Annotated in this window: 16 protein-coding genes; 7 read left to right on the plus strand and 9 right to left on the minus strand. The window is 69.0% G+C overall.

What is annotated here, in order from left to right:
• Positions 1–161: 161 nt before the first annotated feature.
• Positions 162–1,958: an ABC transporter substrate-binding protein gene (locus EV375_RS13270; protein WP_130299621.1), complete on the minus strand. Its 1,797-nt coding sequence runs from the start codon at positions 1,956–1,958 to the stop codon at positions 162–164.
• Between the two features lie 87 nt (positions 1,959–2,045).
• Positions 2,046–3,092 carry an ABC transporter permease gene (locus EV375_RS13275; protein WP_130299622.1) on the minus strand — a complete coding sequence of 349 codons (1,047 nt, stop codon included), beginning with the start codon at positions 3,090–3,092 and terminating at the stop codon, positions 2,046–2,048.
• 468 nt (positions 3,093–3,560) lie between these two features.
• Between EV375_RS13275 and EV375_RS13280 the strand changes: the two genes are divergently transcribed.
• Positions 3,561–4,544, plus strand: coding sequence for a hypothetical protein (locus tag EV375_RS13280; RefSeq protein WP_130299623.1), 984 nt, complete (start codon positions 3,561–3,563; stop codon positions 4,542–4,544).
• On the opposite strand, the gene EV375_RS13285 is transcribed toward EV375_RS13280, so the two are convergent.
• The 7 genes from EV375_RS13285 to EV375_RS13315 form a co-directional block, all read right to left on the minus strand.
• A complete protein-coding gene (locus EV375_RS13285; RefSeq protein ID WP_130299624.1) occupies positions 4,508–5,635 on the minus strand; it encodes a dipeptide ABC transporter ATP-binding protein in 1,128 nt (375 codons plus the stop codon). The two genes, EV375_RS13280 and EV375_RS13285, sit on opposite strands and share 37 nt — an antisense overlap.
• Positions 5,616–6,653, minus strand: coding sequence for an ABC transporter ATP-binding protein (locus tag EV375_RS13290; protein WP_207228100.1), 1,038 nt, complete (start codon positions 6,651–6,653; stop codon positions 5,616–5,618). Before EV375_RS13290 ends, EV375_RS13285 begins: the two co-directional genes overlap by 20 nt.
• A gap of 11 nt (positions 6,654–6,664) precedes the next feature.
• The gene (locus EV375_RS13295) at positions 6,665–7,714 is read right to left on the minus strand and encodes an ABC transporter permease (protein WP_130299625.1); all 1,050 of its coding nucleotides are present in this window, start codon (positions 7,712–7,714) and stop codon (positions 6,665–6,667) included.
• A 47-nt stretch (positions 7,715–7,761) separates the two neighbouring features.
• A complete protein-coding gene (locus tag EV375_RS13300; protein WP_130299626.1) occupies positions 7,762–8,685 on the minus strand; it encodes an ABC transporter permease in 924 nt (307 codons plus the stop codon).
• A 14-nt stretch (positions 8,686–8,699) separates the two neighbouring features.
• Complete coding sequence (locus EV375_RS13305) at positions 8,700–10,340, minus strand: ABC transporter substrate-binding protein (RefSeq protein WP_130299627.1); 1,641 nt, start codon at positions 10,338–10,340, stop codon at positions 8,700–8,702.
• Between the two features lie 288 nt (positions 10,341–10,628).
• Positions 10,629–12,497 (minus strand): translational GTPase TypA, encoded by a 1,869-nt coding sequence (typA, locus tag EV375_RS13310; RefSeq protein ID WP_130299628.1) that lies wholly within the window; start codon positions 12,495–12,497, stop codon positions 10,629–10,631.
• A gap of 185 nt (positions 12,498–12,682) precedes the next feature.
• Entirely contained in the window at positions 12,683–14,974 is a 2,292-nt protein-coding gene (locus EV375_RS13315) for an ABC transporter family substrate-binding protein (protein WP_130299629.1), read from the minus strand.
• A 308-nt stretch (positions 14,975–15,282) separates the two neighbouring features.
• Here EV375_RS13315 and EV375_RS13320 point away from each other — a divergent pair, with 308 nt between their 5' ends.
• From EV375_RS13320 to EV375_RS13345, 6 genes are all read left to right on the plus strand, one after another.
• Entirely contained in the window at positions 15,283–16,215 is a 933-nt protein-coding gene (locus EV375_RS13320; RefSeq protein ID WP_130299630.1) for a bifunctional helix-turn-helix transcriptional regulator/GNAT family N-acetyltransferase, read from the plus strand.
• Between the two features lie 101 nt (positions 16,216–16,316).
• A complete protein-coding gene (locus tag EV375_RS13325; protein ID WP_130299631.1) occupies positions 16,317–16,967 on the plus strand; it encodes a GNAT family N-acetyltransferase in 651 nt (216 codons plus the stop codon).
• Positions 16,968–17,187: 220 nt separating this feature from the next.
• Complete coding sequence (locus tag EV375_RS13330; RefSeq protein ID WP_130299632.1) at positions 17,188–17,493, plus strand: hypothetical protein; 306 nt, start codon at positions 17,188–17,190, stop codon at positions 17,491–17,493.
• A 105-nt stretch (positions 17,494–17,598) separates the two neighbouring features.
• Positions 17,599–18,456: a hypothetical protein gene (locus EV375_RS13335; RefSeq protein ID WP_486588459.1), complete on the plus strand. Its 858-nt coding sequence runs from the start codon at positions 17,599–17,601 to the stop codon at positions 18,454–18,456.
• Positions 18,457–18,487: 31 nt separating this feature from the next.
• On the plus strand, positions 18,488–20,467 hold the full coding sequence (locus tag EV375_RS13340) for a fumarate reductase/succinate dehydrogenase flavoprotein subunit (RefSeq protein WP_130299633.1): 1,980 nt from the start codon (positions 18,488–18,490) through the stop codon (positions 20,465–20,467).
• A complete protein-coding gene (locus tag EV375_RS13345; RefSeq protein WP_130299634.1) occupies positions 20,464–21,366 on the plus strand; it encodes a succinate dehydrogenase/fumarate reductase iron-sulfur subunit in 903 nt (300 codons plus the stop codon). Before EV375_RS13340 ends, EV375_RS13345 begins: the two co-directional genes overlap by 4 nt.
• Positions 21,367–21,640 lie beyond the last annotated feature (274 nt).

Consider the following 21,640-nt stretch of genomic DNA (forward strand, 5'->3'; position numbering starts at 1 on the left):
GGGCAGCGGATTCAGTGGTGGGGGAACGGCCCGCGGCACCCGCCCCCTCCTGAGGGGGGACCCCCTGAGGGGTCCCCCCTCGCTGCTCCTCCCGGCGAAGCCAGGAGGAGCAGCGAGGGGGGGCGCCACGGCCGGCGCGAGCAACCGCGCCGTGTGCGCTGTTACTTCTTGATGTACAGCTGAGTCGGGTCGATGCCGCTGATGACGTCGTTGATCACGGCGCCGCCGACCTTGGATCCGTACAGCTGGATCTGCTTGTAGTACATCAGCGGGACGTCGGGCAGGTCCTCCTTGAGGATCTTGTCCGCGAGCTTGCCCCACTCCTCGGCCGCCTTGTCGGCGTCCTTGATCTTGGAGATGCGGTCCATCTCCTTGTTCATCTCAGGGTTGTCGTAGTGCGAGTAGTTCGCGGCACCGTCCTGCACCTGCCGGCCGTCCAGCGTCGGCGGAATCACGGTGGAAGCACTCGGCCAGTCCGCACCCCAGGAGGAGTGGTACATGTCGTACTTGTTCTTGATCTTGCCGATCTGGTCGTAGTACGTGTCCGTGACGATGTCCTTGAGCTGGACGTCGAACCCGGCCTTCGTCAGGTTGTCCTTGGCCGCGATCGAGAAGTCGGACCATTCGGGCGAGTTCTGGTAGGCGAAGGTGAGCTTCATGCCGGTCTTGCCGGACTCCTTGAGAAGCGCCTTGGCCTTCTTCACATCACCCTGCGGGTTCTTGACCTTGCCGTACGGGTCGGACTCGGTGTGACCCGCGACCGTCGGGCTCAGGTAGTTGCCCGCCAGCTCACCGCCGCCGGAACCACCGAAGGCCTGCATCAGCGACTGCGCCGGCAGCGCGTGGGCGATCGCCTCGCGGACCTTCTTGTCCTTCAGCCGGTCCATGTTGAGGGAGATCTTGCCGACGTAGGGCTGGTAACCCGCCAGGGAGCGCTTCTTGACCTTCGTGTCGGAGCGCACCGACTGCATGCTGGAGGCGTCGACCTGGTTGGAGTAGCTGACCGCGGTCTTGTTCTCCGCGCTGTCGGAGATCAGACGCTTGGTCGATGCCTCGTAGGAGACGCCGAACTGGATGTTGTGCGAGTCCGGGTAGGCGTGACGCACGGAGTCGGTCGCCGGGTCCCACTCGTCGTTGCGCACGAGCTTCATGCTCTTGCCCGACTTGAAGGACTCGATCTTGTACGGACCCGAAGCCACCGGCTTCTTGTCGTACTTCTCCTTCGTGTCGCCCTTCTTCTGGACCGCCGCGTATCCGGCCATGCCCAGCGCGTAGGGCAGGTCGGGCTGCGGGTCCTTGAAGTGGAAGACGATGGTCTTCTTGTCCGGCGTCTCAAGGGTCTTGTCCGGCAGGTGGTCGCCCTTGTACGGACCGTCGGGCAGCAGCTTGCGGTAGTCGGTGCCGCTCTTTCCGGCCAGCCACTGCTGGATGAAGACCGGACCCTCGGAGATGAACGGCGCGAACTGCCGCTCGAAGGTGTGGCGGATGTCGTCCGACGTGATCGGGGAGCCGTCCTCCCACTTCACGCCGTCCTTGAGCGTGTACTTCCAGGTCCTCTGGTCCTTCGAGGGCTGGCCGCTGTCCGTCGCGAGGTCGCCGACGACCGTGTACTTGCCGGCGTTGTCGCGCTTGTAGGTCGTCAGCCGCCGGTGGATGAGGGTGGACATGGCACCCTCGTCGCTCACGTACATCTGAGCGGGGTCCAGGTGGGCGAAGCTGTCGCGCTGGTAGACCTTCAGGACGCCACCCTTCTCGGCGCCCTTGATCGGCTCGGCGGGGCCCTTGGAGGCCGCGGCGTCACCGAATTCGTATTTGACCTGCTGCTTGGCGGCGTCGTCCTTGCTCACGCCGTCGCCGGCATCGCCGCCGCCGCCGCTGCTGCATCCGGTGAGGATGAGAGCGCCCGCTGCGAGCCCCACGACGGAGACGCGCGCCGTACGCATCCTGAATCTGCTCATGGTGGTGGTAGCACCTGCCTGTCGGTTGTTAGTTGCTGCCTGACTTATACGGTGCTGGGGTGGCAGCGCCCCCCCGATGCTCGGTCTTCAACGTCCCGATTTCGGGTCGAAGGCGTCCCTGACCGAGTCCCCGAGCAGGTTGAACGCAACGATGAAGATCACCATCGCGACGCCGGGGAAGATCATGTAGGTGATGTCGCTCTGGTAGACCTCGGCTCCGGTGGCGAACATCCGGCCCCAGTCGGGTGTGGAGGCGGGCATTCCCACGCCGAGGAAGGAGAGCCCCGCGACAGCGGTCACGAAGTTGGGAAGCATGTAGGTCGACTGCACCAGGATGGGCGTGACCACGTTCGGGAGCAGCTCCTTGCGGATGATCCGCCAGGGCGGCGTACCGGCGACCTTGGCGGCCTCGACGAACTCCCGCTCGCGCAGAGTCAGCACCTGACCGCGCAGGAGCCGCGCCAGCGTCATCCAGCCGAGCAGCCACATCACGAAGATCAGCACGCTGGCGCGGAGCCACGTGGGCATCTCGTCCTGGGGGTCGACCATCAGGGCCCCGACCACGGGGACGAAGGCCACGAAGAAGAGCTGGTTCGGGAAGGACATCATCAGGTCGGTGAGGCGGCCGAGGAAGTAGTCCGTCTTGCCGCCCAGGTAACCGCCCGCGACGCCGATCACGATCGCGAGCCCCACCGAGAGGAGCGTGATGACGACGGCCAGCGAGAGGGAGGTGCGCATCCCGTACACGAGCTGAGTGAGGACGTCGCGGCCGAGTCCCGGTTCGAGACCGAACCAGAACTCGCTGTCGATCCCGCCGTTGGGCTTGATCGGGTAGGCGTTGTCGTTCAGCAGGTCCTGGCGGATCTGGCCGTAGCGGGTCCAGGGGTCCTTGCCGTACAGCCAGGAGATCACGGGCGCCAGCGCCGCGATCGAGAACATGGTGAGTACCACGAAGGCCGATATGACGCCCGTACGGTCGCGCTTGAAGCGCATCCACATGAGCTGACCTGGAGAGCGGCCCACGAGCTGGTCTTTCGCGGCCTGTTGGCCGCCGGCCGGCTCGAGGGTCAGGCCGATGCCGTCGGGGTCTGGGGTATCTGCCCCGGCGATCGCGGCCTGGGATGGACTTGTCATCGTGTCTGCGCCCCCGCGCTCGTCAATCTATGCGGATAGATCCATGCGTTGGCACAGCGGCTGTCCGTGCCATGGGTTGAGGGAACTTTGCAAGTCAATAACTGCCCAGTCAAGGGGTACCGGCTCCAGCATGTGGACCCTCGGCGCATCTTGAGCGAAGGTTTTGCAGATTGAGGTCAGAGCGTGCTTGACGCGGTTCGAAGCTAATAGACATATAGGGATATTGGGTCCTGAAACGCGTTAACGCGTCCGCAACTCAGTCGACGCGGTTCCGATATACGAACCCGCAACCCTGAACTTCGTACGGCCTGTGCGGGTGCCGTAACGCCGGGCCGGGGCGGGGCCATGTCGCCCCGGCCCGGCCGCCGTCAGCCGTCCCGGGGCGCCGCAGTAGGCTTGCCCGACGCCCTGACGCCGAACGGACCGAACCGCGCGGCACTCGGGCAGCCGCACCGCGGGGGGCCGTACATGAGCCAGGACAGGACATTGATACCCGGCGCACGCCGGGCCGGCGTCGCCCTGCTGGCCGCGCTGGCGGCACTCGATCTCGCCTGGATCGTGCGCGACTTCGGACAGGCGGCCGACGTCACCGACGCATGGTGGATGTGGTCCGGCCTGATCTTCCGCGCGCAGGACGGGATATGGGCGACCTCGTTCGTGGAGCCGACGCTGCTCGTCCTCTGCACGGTCTGCGCCGTGACCGCCGCCGTCTCCTCGGCCGCCTCCGGCATCCTCGCCTCGGCCGGGGCGGTGACGATCCTGCTGCGCGTCCCCACCCTGTGGAATCTGAACGCCAGTTGGGTGCAGGGCGGAGTCTCCGACGGGCTGCGCATCAAGGTCCTCGTCAGCGTGATCACGATGCTCGTGGCCGGCGCCGCGCTGATCGTCCTCGCGGTCGCGGGCCGCCGCCCCGTGCGGACCGGCTCCGGCGGCACCCGCAGCGCGCGCGACGAACCCCCCGCACGCCCCACGCCCGCCGGAGGCGTGGCCGCGGGCCTGCTGCTGGCCGCGGTGGCAGCCGTGCTGGTGTCCTGGGAGATCCACGCGGCCGGCGAGCAGGGCTGGGAGCTGTACTCCCGCCACTTCACCGGCGACAGATCGCTGGCCACCCTCCTCGCCGTACCGGAGAGCTGGTACGGCTGCACCCTCGCGCTGGTCACCCTGTGCGGCTCGTTCGCGGCGCTCGCCCGCTCCCCGTACTCGCGGCCCCTGGGGATGACGATGAGCGGACCGCTGCTGGGGCTCGCCCTCTTCCGCCTCTCCTTCGCGGCCAAGGCAGGGCTCCTGACCGGCTTCGGCGAGCTCACCACACGCGACCAACTGTGGCTCGCCACGGCCGTGTTCGAGATCCTCGCCGCCCTCGGGACACTGCTGGCCCTCGCCGCCCGCGACGGGGCCTCCGACGGCCCCGCAGCTCAGTCGGGCACGACCCGGGCCTTCTCCTCCGCGTAGTGGCACGCCGAGGGGTGGAGCGCGAGCCCCTCCAGCGGGCGCCCGGGCCCCTCGGGGACGCTCAGCGGCGGCTCCTGCCGTGCGCACCTCTCGTCCGCCTTCCGGCAACGCGTCCGGAAGCGGCAGCCGGACGGCGGGTCCGCGGGCGAGGGCACGTCCCCGTCCAGCACGATGCGCGCCCGCCTCTCCTCCGCGTCCGGGTCCGGTACGGGAACGGCCGACAGCAGCGCCTGCGTGTACGGGTGGGTGGGGTGCTCGTAGATCTCGCTCTCGGTACCGGTCTCGACGAGCTTGCCCAGGTACATCACGCCGACGCGGTCGGAGATGTGCCGTACGACGGACAGGTCGTGGGCGATGAAGATGTAGGAGAGGTCGAACTCGTCCTGCAGCCGCTCCATCAGATTGATCACCTGTGCCTGCACGGAGACGTCGAGCGCTGAGACCGGCTCGTCCGCGACGATGATCTCCGGCCGCAGGGCGAGGCCCCGCGCGATGCCGATGCGCTGCCGCTGGCCCCCGCTGAACTGGTGCGGGTAGCGGTTGACGTACTCGGGGTTGAGCCCGACGACGTCGAGCAGCTCCCGCACCCTGCGCCACCGGTCGCCCCTGGGCGCCACCTCGGGGTGGATGTCGAAGGGCTCGCCCACGATGTCCCCGACGGTCATGCGGGGGTTCAGCGACGTGTAGGGGTCCTGGAAGACCATCTGGATGTTGCGGCGCAGCGCCTTCAGCGCCCTGCCGCTCAGCCGGGTCACGTCCTCGCCCTTGAAGCGGACGCTTCCCGAGGTGGGCGCCTCCAGGTTCGTCACGAGCTTCGCCAGCGTCGACTTACCGCAGCCGGACTCCCCGACGATGCCCAGGGTCTCGCCGCGCCTGAGCTCGAAGGAGACACCGTCGACCGCCTTGACCGCACCCACCTGACGCTTGATCACGATGCCCTGTGTGAGCGGGTAGTGCTTGACCAGGTCCCGTACCTCCAGGATCGCCTCACGGGGCCCCCGCTCCTCCCGCGGAGCGAGAGCCGAGGGCGCGGTCCCGGCCGCCGGCCCCACCGCGGGCCCCGCCGCACCGTCACTCGGCGCACTCGTCATCGAGCAGCTCCTTCCAGAAGTGGCAGGCGCTGGCCCTGCCCGGCCCGGCGTCGCAGAGCGGGGGCTCGTCGGCGTGGCAGACGGGTCGCGCCACGGGACAGCGCGGGTGGAAGCTGCACCCCTGCGGCACGGCCATCAGGCTCGGGGGCAGCCCCTTGACGGCGTCGAGCTGCTGCCCCTTCTGGTCCAGCCGCGGAATGGAGTCGAGCAGGCCCCTGGTGTACGGGTGTGCGGGTGCCCGGTACAACTCGCGTACGGGAGCGGTCTCGACGATCCGGCCCGCGTACATGACGGCGATCCTGTCGGCGGCGTCCGCAACCACTCCCAGGTCGTGGGTGATCAGGATCAGGCCCATCCGGAACTCGCGCTGCAGGTCCGCGAGCAGATCCATCACCTGGGCCTGGACGGTGACGTCGAGGGCCGTGGTCGGCTCGTCCGCGATGATCAGCTCCGGTTCCAGGGCCAGCGCCATGGCGATCATGATGCGCTGGCGCATGCCACCGCTGAACTGGTGCGGGTAGTCACCGGCGCGCGCCCGCGCGGCGGGAATCCGTACGCGCTCCATGAGCTCCACCGCCCGCTCCCGCGCCTCCTTGCGGGAAGCGCCGCGGTGGACCTGGAACATCTCGCCGAGCTGATGCCCGACGCTGAGCACGGGGTTCAGCGCCGACAGCGCGTCCTGGAAGATCATCGCCATGCGCGCTCCGCGTACCCCGCGCCGCTCCTCCGCCGACATCTTCAGCAGGTCACGGCCGCCGAAGAGGATCTCGCCGCGAGTGACTCGTCCCGGCGGGCTGTCGAGGATGCCCATCACGGCCTGAGCGGTCACGGACTTGCCCGAACCGGACTCCCCCAGCACCGCCAGCGTCTCCCCGGCGTCCACGCCGAAGCTGACGCCGTCGACGGCGTTGGCGACGCCCTCGCGCGTGCGGAACTCCACGTGCAGATCGCGTACTTGGAGCAGCTGCGCGGGGCCGGAGGCTGAGGGGGTGCCGGGCCCCGGCTGTGTCTGTGTCACGTACGCCTCCCTCAGCGCAGCTTGGGATCGAGGGCGTCGCGAACCGCGTCGCCGAGCATGATGAACGCCAGTACGGTCAGGCTCAGCGCGGCCGCGGGGTAGAGCAGGATGTGCGGCGCGTTGCGGAACTGCATCCCCTGCGAGGCGTCGGAGATGTCGGCCCCCCAGGAGACCGTGGGCGGCTGGAGCCCGACGCCGAGATAGCTGAGGGTCGCCTCCAGCGCGATGTACGTGCCGAGTGCGATGGTCGCCGTCACGATGACCGGTGCGACCGCGTTCGGGAGGATGTGCCGGCACAGCATCCTGGCGTTGCCGGCTCCCAGGGCCCGCGCCGCCAGCACGTAGTCGTTCTGCTTGGCCGAGATGACGGACCCGCGGGCGATACGGGCGATCTGCGGCCAGCCCAGCAGCACGATGAAGGCGACCACCGTCCACACGGAGCGGCTGCCCGTCATCGAGAGGAAGACCAGGCCCCCGAGCATGATCGGGATGCCGAAGAAGACGTCGGTGAGCCGGGAGATCAGGGCGTCCCACCAGCCGCCGAAGAATCCCGCGAGCCCCCCGAGGACGCTGCCGACGGCGGCGACGCCAAGGGTGGCGCAGACGCCGACGGTCACCGACGTACGGGCCCCGTGGACGACCCGCGTGTAGACGTCGCACCCCTGGGTGTCGAAGCCGAACCAGTGGCCCGGCGATGCGGGGTCGAGGGACCTGTCCAGGCGGCAGGAGAGGGGGTTTCGGGTGGCGATGAGGCCGGGCCACACCGAGATCACGACCAGGAAGAGGATCAGCAGCGCCGACACCACGAAGACGGGGTTGCGCCGCAGGTCGTGCCACGCGTCCGACCAGAGGCTGCGGGCCCGCCCCCCGGGCCCCGGCTCCTGCGGGGCGGACGGCGGTGCGCCGGGGTCGGCGCCGGGACCGGGTGCGACGCCGGGCGCGGCTCCCGCCGTCCCGGCGGCAGCTCCGGCCGCCGTCCCCGGGGCGGCTCCCGCGGCAGCTCCGGCCGCGGCGGAGGGCTCGTCGGAGGCCCACGGGCTCTCAGGTGCACGCTCAACCATGCGCCACCTCCCGCCCGTCGGCCGTTCCGGCTGCGGTGCCGTCGATTTCACGCATAGCGGATCCTCGGGTCGAGCACGGCGTAGAGGAGGTCGACGATCAGGTTCGCGAGCAGGAACACGATCACGAGGACCGTCACGAAGCCGACGACTGTCGGCGAGTTCTGCCGGACGATGCCCTGCCAGAGCTGGAAGCCGACTCCCTGGATGTTGAAGATCCGCTCGGTGACGAGGGCGCCCGCCATGAGGTTCCCGACGTCCGTGCCGAGGAAGGTCACGACGGGGATCAGAGAGTTGCGCAGCAGGTGACGCACGTTCACGCGGGCCCGCGGCAGGCCCTTGGCGAGGGCGGTGCGTACGTAGTCGGCCCGGGCGTTATCGCTGATGGAGGCGCGGGTGAGCCGGGTGACATACGCGAGCGACAGCAGCGCCAGCACGACTCCCGGCAGCAGGAGCTGCCCGAGCGGCGCCTCGGGCGAGACCGCCGGGGCGATCCACCCCCACTTCACGCCCAGCACGTACTGCGCGAGCGTGCCGGTGACGAACGTCGGAACCGAGATCACGACCAGCGTGAGCATCAGTACCGAACTGTCGAGGGGCCGGCCGCGCCGCAGGCCGGTGATCACGCCGAGGGCGATCCCGATGATGATCTCGATGACGACCGCGATCAGCGCGAGCCGGAGAGTCACGGGAAAGGCCCTGCCCATCAGCTCGGTGACGGGCTGTCCGTTGAAGGCGTTGCCGAACTCACCGGTGAAGATGTCGCCCATGTAGAGCAGGTACTGGAGCCACAGCGGCTTGTCGAGATGGAACTGGGCGCGCAGCTGCGCGGCCGTGGCGGGGTCGGGGGCCCGGTCCCCGAACATCGCGTTGACCGGGTCGCCGACCGCGTACACCATCACGAAGATGAGGAAAGTCGTCCCGATGAACACCGGGACCATCTGGAGCAGTCGTCTGATGACGTAGCGCCCCACGGTATTTCACTCTCTCACTTGACTCTGATGTCGGTGAAGACCGGAACGGAGAAGGGGTTGAGGCGCACGTCGCTCACCCTGTCCGAATATCCCGCGTTGCCGTCCTGGTACCAGAGAGGAATCGCGGGCAGGTCCTTCAGGACAAGCTCCTCGGCCTTCTGGAACTTGCTCACGGCCGCCTCCTCACCGGCGGCGTTCGCCTCGTCGATGAGTTTGTCGACGCGCTTGTCGGAGTATCCGGCGTCGTTCGACGAGGCGCCGGTGTAGTACAGCGGCTGAATGAAGTTCTGGATCAGCGGATAGTCCATCTGCCAGCCGGTGCGGAACATGCTCTTCAGCTTCTTTCCGGCGATGTCCTTGCGGAATTCGCTGAAGGTCGGGACGGGGTTGACGCTGCACGCGCCGTTCTTGTCGAGGGCGTTGTTGATGCTGTTGCACACGGCGTCCATCCACTGCCGGTGCGAGCCCGTGTCGACGTTCGAGGTGAGCGTGACCTTGCCGCCCGGCAGTCCGCCCGCGTCCTCGATCAGCTTCTTCGCCTCTTTCGGGTCGTACTTGCAGACCTCTCCGCACATCCCGGGCTCGAATCCGCCCGGCTTCGTCAGCACCGGGGAGGTCAGGTCGCCGGCCGGCCTTCGAGTGCCGTGGTAGATCTTCTGCGTCACTTCCTCGCGGTTGATCGCCATCGACAGCCCGACGCGGATCTGCTTGGCCTTCTCCGTCTGCCATTCCTTCCGGTAGAGAGGGAAGGAGAGCGTCTGGAGAATTCCCGCGGGCTGGTTGATGTAGCGGCCGTCGAGGTCCCGCTTGGCGTTCTTGAGCTGCCCCGCGGGCAACTCGTCGAATACGTCGAGGTTCCCGGCCTGAAGGTCGGTGTAGCCGGTGTTCTGGTCCGTGTAGACCTTCAGCTCGACGCCCTTATTCTTCGGCTTGTCCGGTCCCGCGTACTCCTTGTTGACCGACAGCCTCATGGACTGGCCCTTGGTGTAGGAGTCGATCTGGTACGGGCCGTTCCCGATCGGCTTCTTCAGCCAGGCGGCGCGGTCCTTGAAGAACTTCTCCGGGAGCGGCGAGAAGGCCGCGTAACCGAGGGTGTCGGGCCACTGGGAGAACTTCTGGTTGAGCTTCACCGTGAAGCTGTCCTTGCCGGTCACCTTCAGCCCGGACATCTTCTTCGCCTTGGGCTTGGCGCTCTCGTTCTCCGGGTGCACGTCGTCGTAGCCGTCGATGTACTCGAAGAAGTAGGAGCTGACCTGCTTGTTGGTGACGAGCGCGCCGTAATTCCACGCGTCGACGAAGGACTTCGCGGTGACGGGAGTGCCGTCGGAGAACTTCCAGCCCTTCTTCAGGGTGATGTCGAAGTTCTGCTGGTCGTCGGTCCTGATGGATTTCGCGACGGCGTTCTCCGCCTTGCCGGTGCGCGCGTTGTAGCGCTTGAGCCCCCGGAACGTCATCTCCAGGACCTTGCCGCCCTGCACCTCGTTGGTGTTGGCGGGTTCGAGCGGATTCTGGGGGTCGGTCCAGAAGGCGCGTACGATGCCGGCGTCCGAGCCGGCCGCGGCGCTGCCGCCGGCTCCCCCGCCGCACCCCGCAGCCGCCAGGGTGACGACCGTCGCACAGCCGAATGCCCACGTGACACGCGTGGCTCCACGCATGGGGTGCCTCCTCGGTACCGCCGACGTCATGCCTTGCGGACCAGATAACACCCTTCACGCATCTTCATCTCGCTGCCCCGGCGGCGCCGGGTCCCCCTGCGCGCACAAACCCCCCGGCTGCCGCAGCCCTTCCCCGGGCTCCGCAAGGGAATTGAGCCGAGAGAAATCGGCGGCCCCTCGCGCGTCCGGCCGGGTGACCGGATTCCGAGGGACCGCCCTTCAGCAATTCCGGACGGGCGGGGCGGCCCGCCCGTCCGTCGCGCCGCTGCCGGTACGCGGCGTCGGCGCTCAGCGCTTGGCTCGGGCCGCCGCCCGGCCGCGAGCCTTCTGGTCGAGCTCCACCTTGCGGATGCGAACCGTTTCCGGGGTGACCTCGATGCACTCGTCCTCGCGGCAGAACTCCAGCGCCTGCTCCAGGGAGAGCTTCCTCGGCGGCACCAGGTTCTCCGTGGTGTCGGCGGACGCCGCTCGCATGTTTGTGAGCTTCTTCTCCTTGGTGATGTTCACGTCCATGTCGTCGGCACGGGAGTTCTCGCCGACGATCATGCCCTCGTACACCTCGGTACCGGGCTCGATGAAGATCGTCCCGCGCTCCTGGAGATTCATCATCGCAAACGGCGTCGCCGACCCGGCCCTGTCCGCGACGAGGGAACCGCTGCGCCTCGTGCGCAGGTCTCCGAACCACTGCTCGTGCCCCTCGAAGAGGCTGTGCGCGATGCCCGTGCCCCTGGTCTCGGTCAGGAACTCCGTGCGGAACCCGATAAGGCCGCGCGCCGGGACGATCCACTCCATGCGGACCCAGCCGGACCCGTGGTTGGTCATCGTCTCCATGCGCCCCTTGCGCGACGCCATCAGCTGCGTGATGGCGCCCATGAACTCCTCGGGTGCGTCGATCGTCATGCGCTCCACGGGCTCGTACAGCTTGCCGTCGATCTGCCGGGTGACGACCTCGGGCTTGCCGACCGTCAGCTCGAAGCCCTCGCGACGCATGGTCTCGACGAGGATGGCCAGGGCGAGTTCACCGCGGCCCTGCACCTCCCAGGCGTCCGGCCGCTCCGTGGGCAGGACGCGCAGCGAGACGTTGCCGACGAGTTCGCGGTCGAGCCGGTCCTTCACCAGCCGCGCCGTCACCTTGTGCTTCTTGCCGCCCTTGCCGACCAGCGGGGACGTGTTCGTGCCGATGGTCATCGAGATCGCCGGCTCGTCGACGGTGATGAGCGGCAGGGCGACCGGGTTCTCCGGGTCGGCGAGCGTCTCGCCGATCATGATGTCGGGGATACCGGCGACAGCGCAGATGTCACCGGGCCCGGCGGCCTCCGCGGGCTTGCGGGTCAGCGCGTCCGTCATCAGCAGCTCGGTGATGCGTACGCTCTGCTCCGAGCCGTCGCGCTTGAGCCAGGCGACCGTCTGACCCTTCTTCAGGGTGCCGTTCTTCACGCGCAGCAGCGCGATACGGCCGAGGAAGTTGTCCGCGTCGAGGTTGGTGACGTGGGCCTGGAGGGGCGCGTCGTCCTCGTACGTCGGCGCGGGGACCGTCTCCAGCAGGGTGGTGAAGAACGGTTCGAGGCTGTCGCTGTCCGCGGGGACGGTGCCGTCCTCGGGCTGCGTCAGGGAGGCGACACCGTCACGCGCGCACGCGTAGACGATGGGGAACTCGATCTGCTCCTCGTCGGCGTCCAGGTCGAGGAAGAGGTCGTAGGTGTCGTCGACGACGGCGGAGATGCGGGCGTCGGACCTGTCGGTCTTGTTGATGCACAGGATGACCGGGAGACGCGCTTCCAGCGCCTTGCGCAGCACGAAGCGGGTCTGCGGCAGCGGCCCCTCGGAGGCGTCCACGAGCAGCACCACGGCGTCCACCATGGACAGGCCGCGCTCGACCTCACCGCCGAAGTCGGCGTGCCCCGGGGTGTCGATGATGTTGATGACGACGGAGTCGCCGCCCTTGGGGTGGTACTTCACTGCGGTGTTCTTCGCGAGAATGGTGATGCCCTTCTCGCGCTCCAGGTCGCTGGAGTCCATCACACGGTCGTCGACCGACTCCAGCTGGTGCGCTGCGAACGCCCCTGCCTGCTTGAGCATGGCGTCGACGAGGGTGGTCTTCCCGTGGTCGACGTGGGCGACGATGGCGACGTTGCGGATGTCGTGACGCGTGGGCATGGCTGACTGACGCTTCTCCCGGATCGTGGGTGGGGCGCGGTGCGTAGCTGCTCCTCACGCGCGCTGCCGGGCTGGGTCTCGCCGCGGCTCCGCCAACCATGGTAAGGCCCGGCCACCCGGCGGACGCCTTCCGCCCTGTGAGGGGCCGGGCCCGGAGCGGGTGGCCGGGATACGCGAGCCGCTTGTTACCGCTCGAAGCCGATGTCCTGGTAGCGCGGCGTCTGGAAGCCGAAGGCACCGGCGTTTGCGACCTTGTCACCCGCGGCCACGAGCTGCGGCCGCTGGTAGAGCGGCACCGAGGCCGCCGCCGCCCAGATCCGGGCGTCGGCCCGTTTGATGAGGTCGTTGCGGGCGCCGTCGTCGAGCTCTCTCGACGCCTGCTCGAAGAGCTGGTCGATCTGGTTGGTGCCGACTCGGGTGTAGTTCTGCTCGACGAGCAGCGAACCGTCCGCGGCGGCGGCCGGTTTGGCGAAGATCGGACGGGCGTCCGTCGCCGGGTAGGCGGTGCCGGGCCAGGAGTAGATGGCCAGGTCGTAGTCGCCCGACGCGATGTGCTTCGCGAAGTAGTCCTCGGCGGGGACGTGCTTCATCTGCGTACGGACACCGATCCGGGTCAGCTCCCTGGCGATCCGGGCCCCGGTGTCCCTGATCGACTCCGAGCCCGGCCCCGAGGGGAGCACGAAGCGCAGCGTCAACGGCTTGCCCGACTTCATCCGCTGCACCTTCGCTCCGCCGTCGGAGAGCAGCCGCAGTTCGTCCGCGTGGGCGCGTGCGCGGGCGGCCTCCTTCTCGGCGGCGCGGGCCTGGCGGACCTTGCTCTCGGAGCCGCTCTCCTCCGCCGTGCCGAGGCGTGCGTGGGCCGCCTGCATCATGAGCGAGGCGCGCTGTCCGGTGGTGGCGGGAGAGAGCACGAGCGGCTGCCCCGCCAGGCGGGCGGCCTCCTGTGCGCTCACCGGGGCCACCGCGGGGGCCGCGGCCGGTGCTGCGGCCCCGGCACGCTCGTGGGCGCTGCTCTGCTGGGCGTTCTTGCCGCTGTCGTTCCCGTCGTCCTCGCCGTCCTTGTCCTGCTTGCCGTCCTGCTTGCGGTCCTGCTTGCGGTCCTCGTTCCCGCCCTTGTCCTGCTTGCCGTCCTGCTCGCCGTCCTTCTTTCCGTGCTCGCCCTTCTTCGCGTCCGCGTCGGGAGTGGACGCCGAGCCCGCGCCCCCGTCCTTCCAGCCGGCCTCGGCCAGCAGGGACTGCGCCGCCTCCACGTCCTGCTTCCCGAGAGCGTCGCTGTTGTCCGCGTATCCGTCCTGGTCGATCATCCGCAGGTGGCTGCCGAGCGCCTTGACGGGCAGTCCCGTGCCGCGCAGGGCGTGCTTGGCGATCCTCTCGCGGTCGATGGCGCGCGCGACGGCCCTCCGTACTCGCTCGTCCGCGAGCGGGCCCGAGGCGCCGTTGAGCGCGAGCTGGGTGTACGCGGGTTCGAAGGCGTGGCGCAGAGCGACATGGCGCAGGTTCCCGTCCCGCTCGGCCTGCTTGCGCAGCTCCTCCGTGGACTTGCGCGAGTGCTCCTCGCGCTTCCTGCTCTTGGCGTCCTCCTCCCCTCCCTTGTGCGCGCGGATGATGCTGCGCATGGTCGCCACGTCCACCTCGGCGAGGTCGAGCTGTCCTCGCCGCAGTGCCTCCTTGCGCTCCTTGCGGGGGACGACCCTCAGCGTGATGCGCTTGAGCTTCGCCTCGTCGCCCCACCACTTCCCGTTCCGCACGAGCGTGATCGAGGTGTCGCCCCGGTGGAACTTCTCGACGCGGAAGGGGCCCGCGGAGACGGGGAGCGAGGCGCGCGCGGCGTGGTTGAAGTCCTCGGCGCGGCCCATCACGGTCTTCGGGTAGAGGGGGGCGAACAGCGACTTCCAGTCGGCGTACGGCTTGCGGAAGACGACCTTCACCTCGTGTGCGTTCTTGCCCCTGGTCACCTTGGCGATCCGGTCGTAGCCGGCGTTCCGGGCGGCGCGGAACGATCCGTTCTTGCCGCTGAGCGCCTTCCACTGGGCCTTGAAGTCGGCCGCGCCGAGCGCACGCCCGCTGCTCCAGCGCGCCTTCGGGTTGAGCTTGTAGACGACCGTCTGACGCGGCTCGCTTTCGGTGATGTCGGCGGACTCGAGGTAGTCCTGGTTGAGCTGCGGCCGGGCCGCGGAGTCGAGCGTGAAGAGGGAGGGCAGCGTGGCGCCGGTGATGCGCTCGGTCGTCGCGTCCGCCGTGGGCTGGAAGGCGTTGAGCGTGCGCGGCAGCGAATCGATGGCCCAGCGCAGCGAGCCGCCCGATGCGATCTGTTCACGGTCGAGGTGCGGAACGTCTCGTGCGGCGCCGCTGCCGCCTCCTGCGGAGCTGGGACCACCGTCACCGGAGGTGCATCCGGCGAGAGGGATCAGCGCGCCGGCCAGGAGGAGTGCGAGTGAACGCCGGGTGGCTGCGTCGAGAGCTTGCGCGGCTGGCATGTCTGAACCTCCGGGGCTCGGGGTCCTGCGGGGCGTACACGCGGCTCGGTGCCTGCGTGGACCACGTTCGGCGGCATAGGCGTTTCATCACATCTATCGCCCACTGAAGGGGAGGCCGTGTGGCGTGGCCCGGAGGCTCGGCCGCGTCGCACGGCACGCCACCCGTGCGGAGCACAGGCCTTCCTACGCCCCGGGAACGCCCGGGAGTTGATCCCGAACCGGGAGCCCGGGAGCGAGCAGCCCACAAGGGAGAGACAGGTGACCCGCGGAGGTATATCTTTGACTCAGTCAAAGATATGAGGTGAGCGATGGCCACCGGCACCGCGCAGGAGATGCGTGCGTTCAACCGCTTCTACACGAACCTCATCGGCGCCCTCGACTACAGCCGCCACCTGCACACCCCGTACACGCTCACCGAGGCCCGCGTGCTCTACGAGCTGGTCAACGCACCGCGCACGGACGCCGCAGACCTGCGGTCCGCGATCTCCGTGGACGCCGGCCAGCTGAGCCGCATGCTCGCGCGGTTCGAGGAGCGGGGCCTGGTCAGCCGCGGGCCCTCGGAGCGGGACGCCCGGCGGGTGAACGTCGTGCTGACCGACGAGGGAAGGGAGGCGGCACGGCAGCTGGAGGAGCGTTCACAGACCGCTGTCGAGTCGCTGCTGGACGGGATGACGGAAGCGGAGCGGGAGCTGCTGGCCCAGAGCCTGCGCACGGCCCGCGGAATCCTGGAGCGCGGCACCGCACGGAGCGGTGCCGCGGCCCGGATACGGCTGCGCGCTCCCCGCCCGGGAGACATGGGCTGGATCATCGAACGCAACGCGTCCGTCTACGCCGCGGAGTTCGGCTGGGACGGGACGTACGAGGCTCTCGTCGCGCGCATCGTCGCGGAGTTCGCCGCGGGGCACGACACCGGGCGCGAGGCGGCTTGGATCGCCGAGCTCGACGGACGGCGGGCGGGCTGCGTGATGTGCGTGTCGGACAGCTCCGAGGACACGGCCCGGCTGCGACTGCTGCTCGTGGACCCGGCGGCGCGGGGCCACGGGCTCGGGGACCGGCTCGTCGGCGAGTGTGTCGGCTTCGCGCGCGCCGCCGGATACCGGGAGGTCGTGCTGTGGACCAACGACGTGCTGGCGGCGGCTCGGCGCATCTATGAGCGTGCCGGTTTCGAGCTGGTCGCCGAGTCGCGGCACCACAGCTTCGGCCACGACCTAAACGGCCAGGACTGGCGCCTTCGCCTGTGACGCCGAGCGGCGCCGAGCGGCGCGACGGCAGCGCCGCACGGCGGTCCGTGCTCCGCCGAAAATTCGTCGACACGGCCGGGAGGCTTCGTCAGGCTCCTGTCATGACACCCGAGTGCTGGCCCGTTTACGGGCTGAGGATCACCACCCCCCGGCTGGAACTGTGCCTCCCGGATCTCGGCGTCCTGGAGAAGCTGGCGGCCGTGGCAGCGGCGGGTGTGCACGGGCCGGACGAGATGCCCTTCAGCTTCCCCTGGACCGACGGCACCCCGGAACGGCGGGCCCGCACCACCTTCCAGCACGTTCTGGGCACCGTCGCCGAATGGCAGCCGGAGAAGTGGACGCTGAGCCTCGCCGTGCTGCACGAGGGCGAGGTGGTGGGCCGCCAGGACATCACCGCCCGCGACTTCGCCGTCACGAAGGAGGCCCAGACCGGCTCCTGGCTGGGCCTCGCCCACCAGAACAAGGGGTTCGGCACGGAGATGCGGGCGGCCGTCACGCACCTGGCCTTCGAAGGGCTCCGGGCCCGCACCCTCACGTCTGGCGCCATGACGGACAACCCGCGCTCCCTTGCCGTCTCACGGAAGCTCGGTTACGAGGCGGACGGCGTCGAGGTGGTCTCCGTGCGGGGAGAGTCGCGGACGGTCCGGCGGCTGCGGCTGGACCGGGCGTCGTGGGAACGGCACCGCTCGCTCCCCGTCGGTCTGCACGGCCTGGAACCCTGTCTGGAGCTCTTCGGCGCCGAGCGCGGCTGATCAAGGTGACGGTCCGGCCGGACGGACTTTTTGTGCACCGGCCGGAACCGCTGTTACCCGTCCGGGTCAAGAGACTTGGCGATCATGCCCCGCACGGGGTAAACCCGTGCAGCGCCCTTCACAAGGGGGAGTGTGAGGAGCGACACTCGCCATCTCACCTGGCACGCAAGCTGCTCACGCATGCAAGCCAGCCGCCACGACCAGCGGAGGTAGGCACGTCATGTCTCCTCACACGTCACTGCACGACGACCTGACGGCGGCCCAGCGCTGCCTCGAGGAACTCACACGGACCGTCGACCGACTGGAAAGCACCCTCGGCAGCGGCCTGGAAGTCAGGCGCGTACGCAGCGACACAGCGCACCTTCGGGAGTCCCTGGCACTGCTGCGTGCCGCTTCACCGGCCGCGGGGGCACCCGGCGCGGCGCACCCGGAGATGGTCACGATCCCCGACAAGCCCTACGACCACGTCCTGTGGTCGGACGTCGACGACGAGGGGGTGGGCGCCAAGGACCGGCACGCGCCGTGAGCGCCGCCCCGGGCTGAGTCGAGCCGGCGGCCGCGGCAGCGGCCGGCAGTCGGCGGCAGCTCACGAGGCACCCCAACTGACAAGTCGCCCCTACCGGAGAAACCGTTGGCCACTGGCACCCGACCCCAACCGAACACGAGCAGCACGGGAAACAAGATTCCTCCGTCGGCCACCGGCGGCGTGCGTACTGGTACGCGCGCCGCCATTCCAGAGAGGCATCTGCGCACCGACCGCTGGTGGCTCGCGCCGGCGTCGACGGCGTTCGGCCTGTTCGTGTTCGTCGTCTACTCGACGTGGCGGGCCTTCGCGGACGCCGACTACTACCACGCGCCGTACGTCTCGCCCTTCTACTCCCCGTGTCTCGCCGAGAGCTGCGAGAAGATGCAGGGCGGCCCCAACTGGGCGCTGTTCGGGGACTGGTGGCCGCTCTCACCCGCGCTGATCATCCTGATCTTCCCGCTGGGCTTCCGCCTCACCTGCTACTACTACCGCAAGGCCTACTACCGGGGCTTCTGGGCCTCTCCCCCGGCCTGCGCAGTCGCCGAGCCGCACAAGCGCTACACCGGCGAGACCCGCTTCCCCCTCATCCTGCAGAACCTGCACAGGTACTTCTTCTACGCGGCGGTCGGCGTCGCCGTCATCCTCACCTGGGACACGCTCCTCGGCTTCCGCAACGCCGACTACGAGTGGGGCCACATGGGCCTGGGCACCGTGGTCTTCCTCATCAACATCGTGCTGATCTGGGCGTACACCATCTCGTGCCACTCCTGCCGGCACATCGTCGGCGGGCGGCTCAAGCACTTCTCGAAGCATCCGGTGCGGTACCGCATGTGGGGCCTGGTCGGAAAGCTCAACAGCCGTCACATGGAGTTGGCCTGGGCTTCGCTGCTCAGCGTTGGCCTGGCCGATCTCTACGTGTACCTGCTGGCGACCGGTGCGTTCACCGATCCGCAGTTCTTCTGATTCACGCTTCTTCGAGAGGGATGCACGACAAATGACGCAAGTCGAACGCCAGCAGTGGGATGTCGTCATCGTGGGCGCGGGCGGTGCGGGTCTGCGGGCAGCGATCGAGGCACGCGAACAGGGACTGCGCACGGCGGTGATCTGCAAGTCCCTGTTCGGCAAGGCGCACACGGTGATGGCAGAGGGCGGCATCGCCGCCAGCATGGGCAACGCCAACCCCGGCGACAACTGGGAGGTGCACTTCCGCGACACGATGCGCGGAGGCAAGTTCCTCAACAACTGGCGGATGGCCGAGCTGCACGCGAAGGAAGCCCCCGACAGGGTCTGGGAGCTGGAGACGTGGGGGGCGCTCTTCGACCGCACGGCCGACGGCCGCATCTCCCAGCGCAACTTCGGCGGCCACGAGTATCCGCGCCTCGCGCACGTCGGCGACCGTACGGGCCTGGAGCTGATCCGCACGCTGCAGCAGAAGACCGTCGCGCTGCAGCAGGAGGACTTCAAGGAGAGCGGTGACTACGAGTCCCGGCTGAAGGTCTTCCAGGAGTGCACCGTCACCCGGATCCTCAAGTCCCCGGCCGCGGACGGCTCGGGGGAGAAGGTTTCCGGCGTCTTCTGCTACGAGCGGGAGTCGGGCCGCTTCTTCGTCATCGAGGCTCCTGCCGTGGTCCTGGCCACCGGCGGCATCGGCAAGTCCTTCAAAGTGACGTCGAACTCGTGGGAGTACACGGGCGACGGGCACGCGCTGGCGCTGCTGGCGGGCGCCTCACTGATCAACATGGAGTTCGTCCAGTTCCACCCGACAGGGATGGTCTGGCCGCCGTCGGTGAAGGGCATCCTCGTCACCGAATCGGTGCGCGGTGACGGCGGCGTCCTGCGCAACTCCGAGGGCAGACGGTTCATGTTCGACTACGTGCCCGACGTCTTCAAGGAGAAGTACGCCGAGTCCGAGCAAGAGGCCGACGGCTGGTACGACGACCCGGAGAAGCACCGGCGGCCGCCGGAGCTGCTTCCGCGCGACGAGGTCGCCCGCGCGATCAACTCCGAGGTCAAGGCGGGCCGCGGCTCACCGCACGGCGGCGTCTTCCTCGACGTCTCGACCCGCATGCCCGCCGACGTGATCCGCCGCAGGCTGCCGTCCATGCACCACCAGTTCAAGGAGCTGGCGGACGTGGACATCACCGCCGAACCCATGGAGGTCGGCCCGACCTGCCACTACGTGATGGGCGGCGTCGACGTCGACCCGGACACGGCCGCAGCCGTCGGCGTCACGGGCCTGTACGCGGCGGGCGAGGTCGCCGGAGGGATGCACGGCTCGAACCGGCTCGGCGGCAACTCCCTCTCCGACCTGCTCGTCTTCGGCCGCCGTGCCGGTCTGCACGCCGCGCAGTACGCGGCGTCGCTCAAGGACGACGGACGTCCCGACGTCAGCGACGAGCAGATCGAACACGCCTCCGCCGAGGCACTGCGCCCCTTCAGCGCGGCCGAGGTTCCGGAGGGTGAGCCCGCCGAGAACCCGTACACGCTGCACCAGCACCTCCAGCAGTCCATGAACGACCTCGTCGGCATCATCCGCCGCGACGAGGAGATGACGCAGGCACTGGAGCGGCTGGCGGAGCTGCGGGTGCGGGCGACGTACGCGGGTGTCGAGGGCCACAGGCAGTTCAACCCGGGCTGGCACCTGGCCATCGACCTGCGCAACATGCTGCTGGTCAGCGAGTGCGTGGCGCGGGCCGCGCTGACCCGCACCGAGTCGCGTGGCGGCCACACCCGCGACGACTTTCCGGAGATGGACCGCCAGTGGCGGCGTTCGAACCTCGTCTGCACTCTCGCCGACGAGCCGGTCTCGGTCGACGCCTCGACCCAGCCGGGCGAGGCCGCCGAGCGCGCCGAGAGCGGCCGCATCGATCTGCGCCGCCGCGACATGCCGGCGATCCGCCCGGATCTGCTGGGGCTCTTCGAGAAGGAGGAGCTGGTCAAGTACCTGACGGACGAGGAGCTGACAGCCGAATGAGCGCCGAGACGCACGCGGGCGAGGGCGCGGGTACACACACCCGTCCCCGCGCGCACGACGCAGAGGGCACCGCGGAGGGCACCGGTACGCCCGGGGCCGTCAGCGGCGGCGCCCCGGACGCGACCGGGACGAGCTACATCGCGAACTTCCGGGTCTGGCGCGGCGACATCGAGGGCGGCGGCCTGGAGGACTTCAAGGTCGAGGTCTTCGAGGGCGAGGTGGTCCTCGACATCGTCCACAGGCTCCAGGCCACGCAGGCTCCGGATCTGGCGGTCCGCTGGAACTGCAAGGCGGGCAAGTGCGGCTCGTGCAGCGCCGAGATCAACGGTCGGCCGCGGCTGCTGTGCATGACGCGGATGTCCGTCTTCGAGCGGTCGGAGACCATCACGATCACGCCGCTGCGGGCCTTCCCCGTCGTACGGGATCTGGTCACGGACGTGTCGTTCAACTACACCAAGGCACGCGAGATCCCCTCGTTCGTGCCGCCTGCCGGTCTGGGCCCGGGCGAGTACCGGATGCAGCAGGAGGATGTGGGCCGCTCGCAGGAGTTCCGCAAGTGCATCGAGTGCTTCCTGTGCCAGGACGTGTGCCATGTGGTGCGCGACCACGAGGAGAACAAGGAGGCCTTCGCCGGCCCCCGCTTCCTGATGCGGATGGCGGAGCTGGACATGCATCCGCTGGACGCTGCCGAGGAGTCCGGGCTGGACCGCAAGTCCACCGCCCAGGAGGACCACGGGCTGGGCTACTGCAACATCACCAAGTGCTGCACGGACGTCTGCCCCGAGGGCATCAAGATCACCGACAATGCGCTGATCCCGCTCAAGGAGCGTGCCGCCGACCGCAAGTACGACCCGATCGTCTGGCTCGGCAACAAGATCCGCCGCCGGAACGGGGCCTGAACCGGCCGGAGCGGCGTCACGGCAGGTGAGGTGTGTCACGGGGGCGTGCTACCGCGCGCCCCCGTTGCGCCCCCTGCCTCCGTCCCGCCGTTTCCCGGCTCTCCGGGGCTCCCGCGGGCTCCGCGGGCCGCGCCGTGCGCCTGGCGGCCGCCAGTGGTCGCACCAACGGCATACGCGTACGAGCGCGCCCGGAAGCCGCGAGCTGGATACGCTTCTGGGATACGGGCGAACGTACCGTGACCACCCTCGCCGGTGGCAGGCCCGGACATGCCAG

It is taken from the genome of Streptomyces sp. CNZ301 (genome assembly GCF_004217425.1).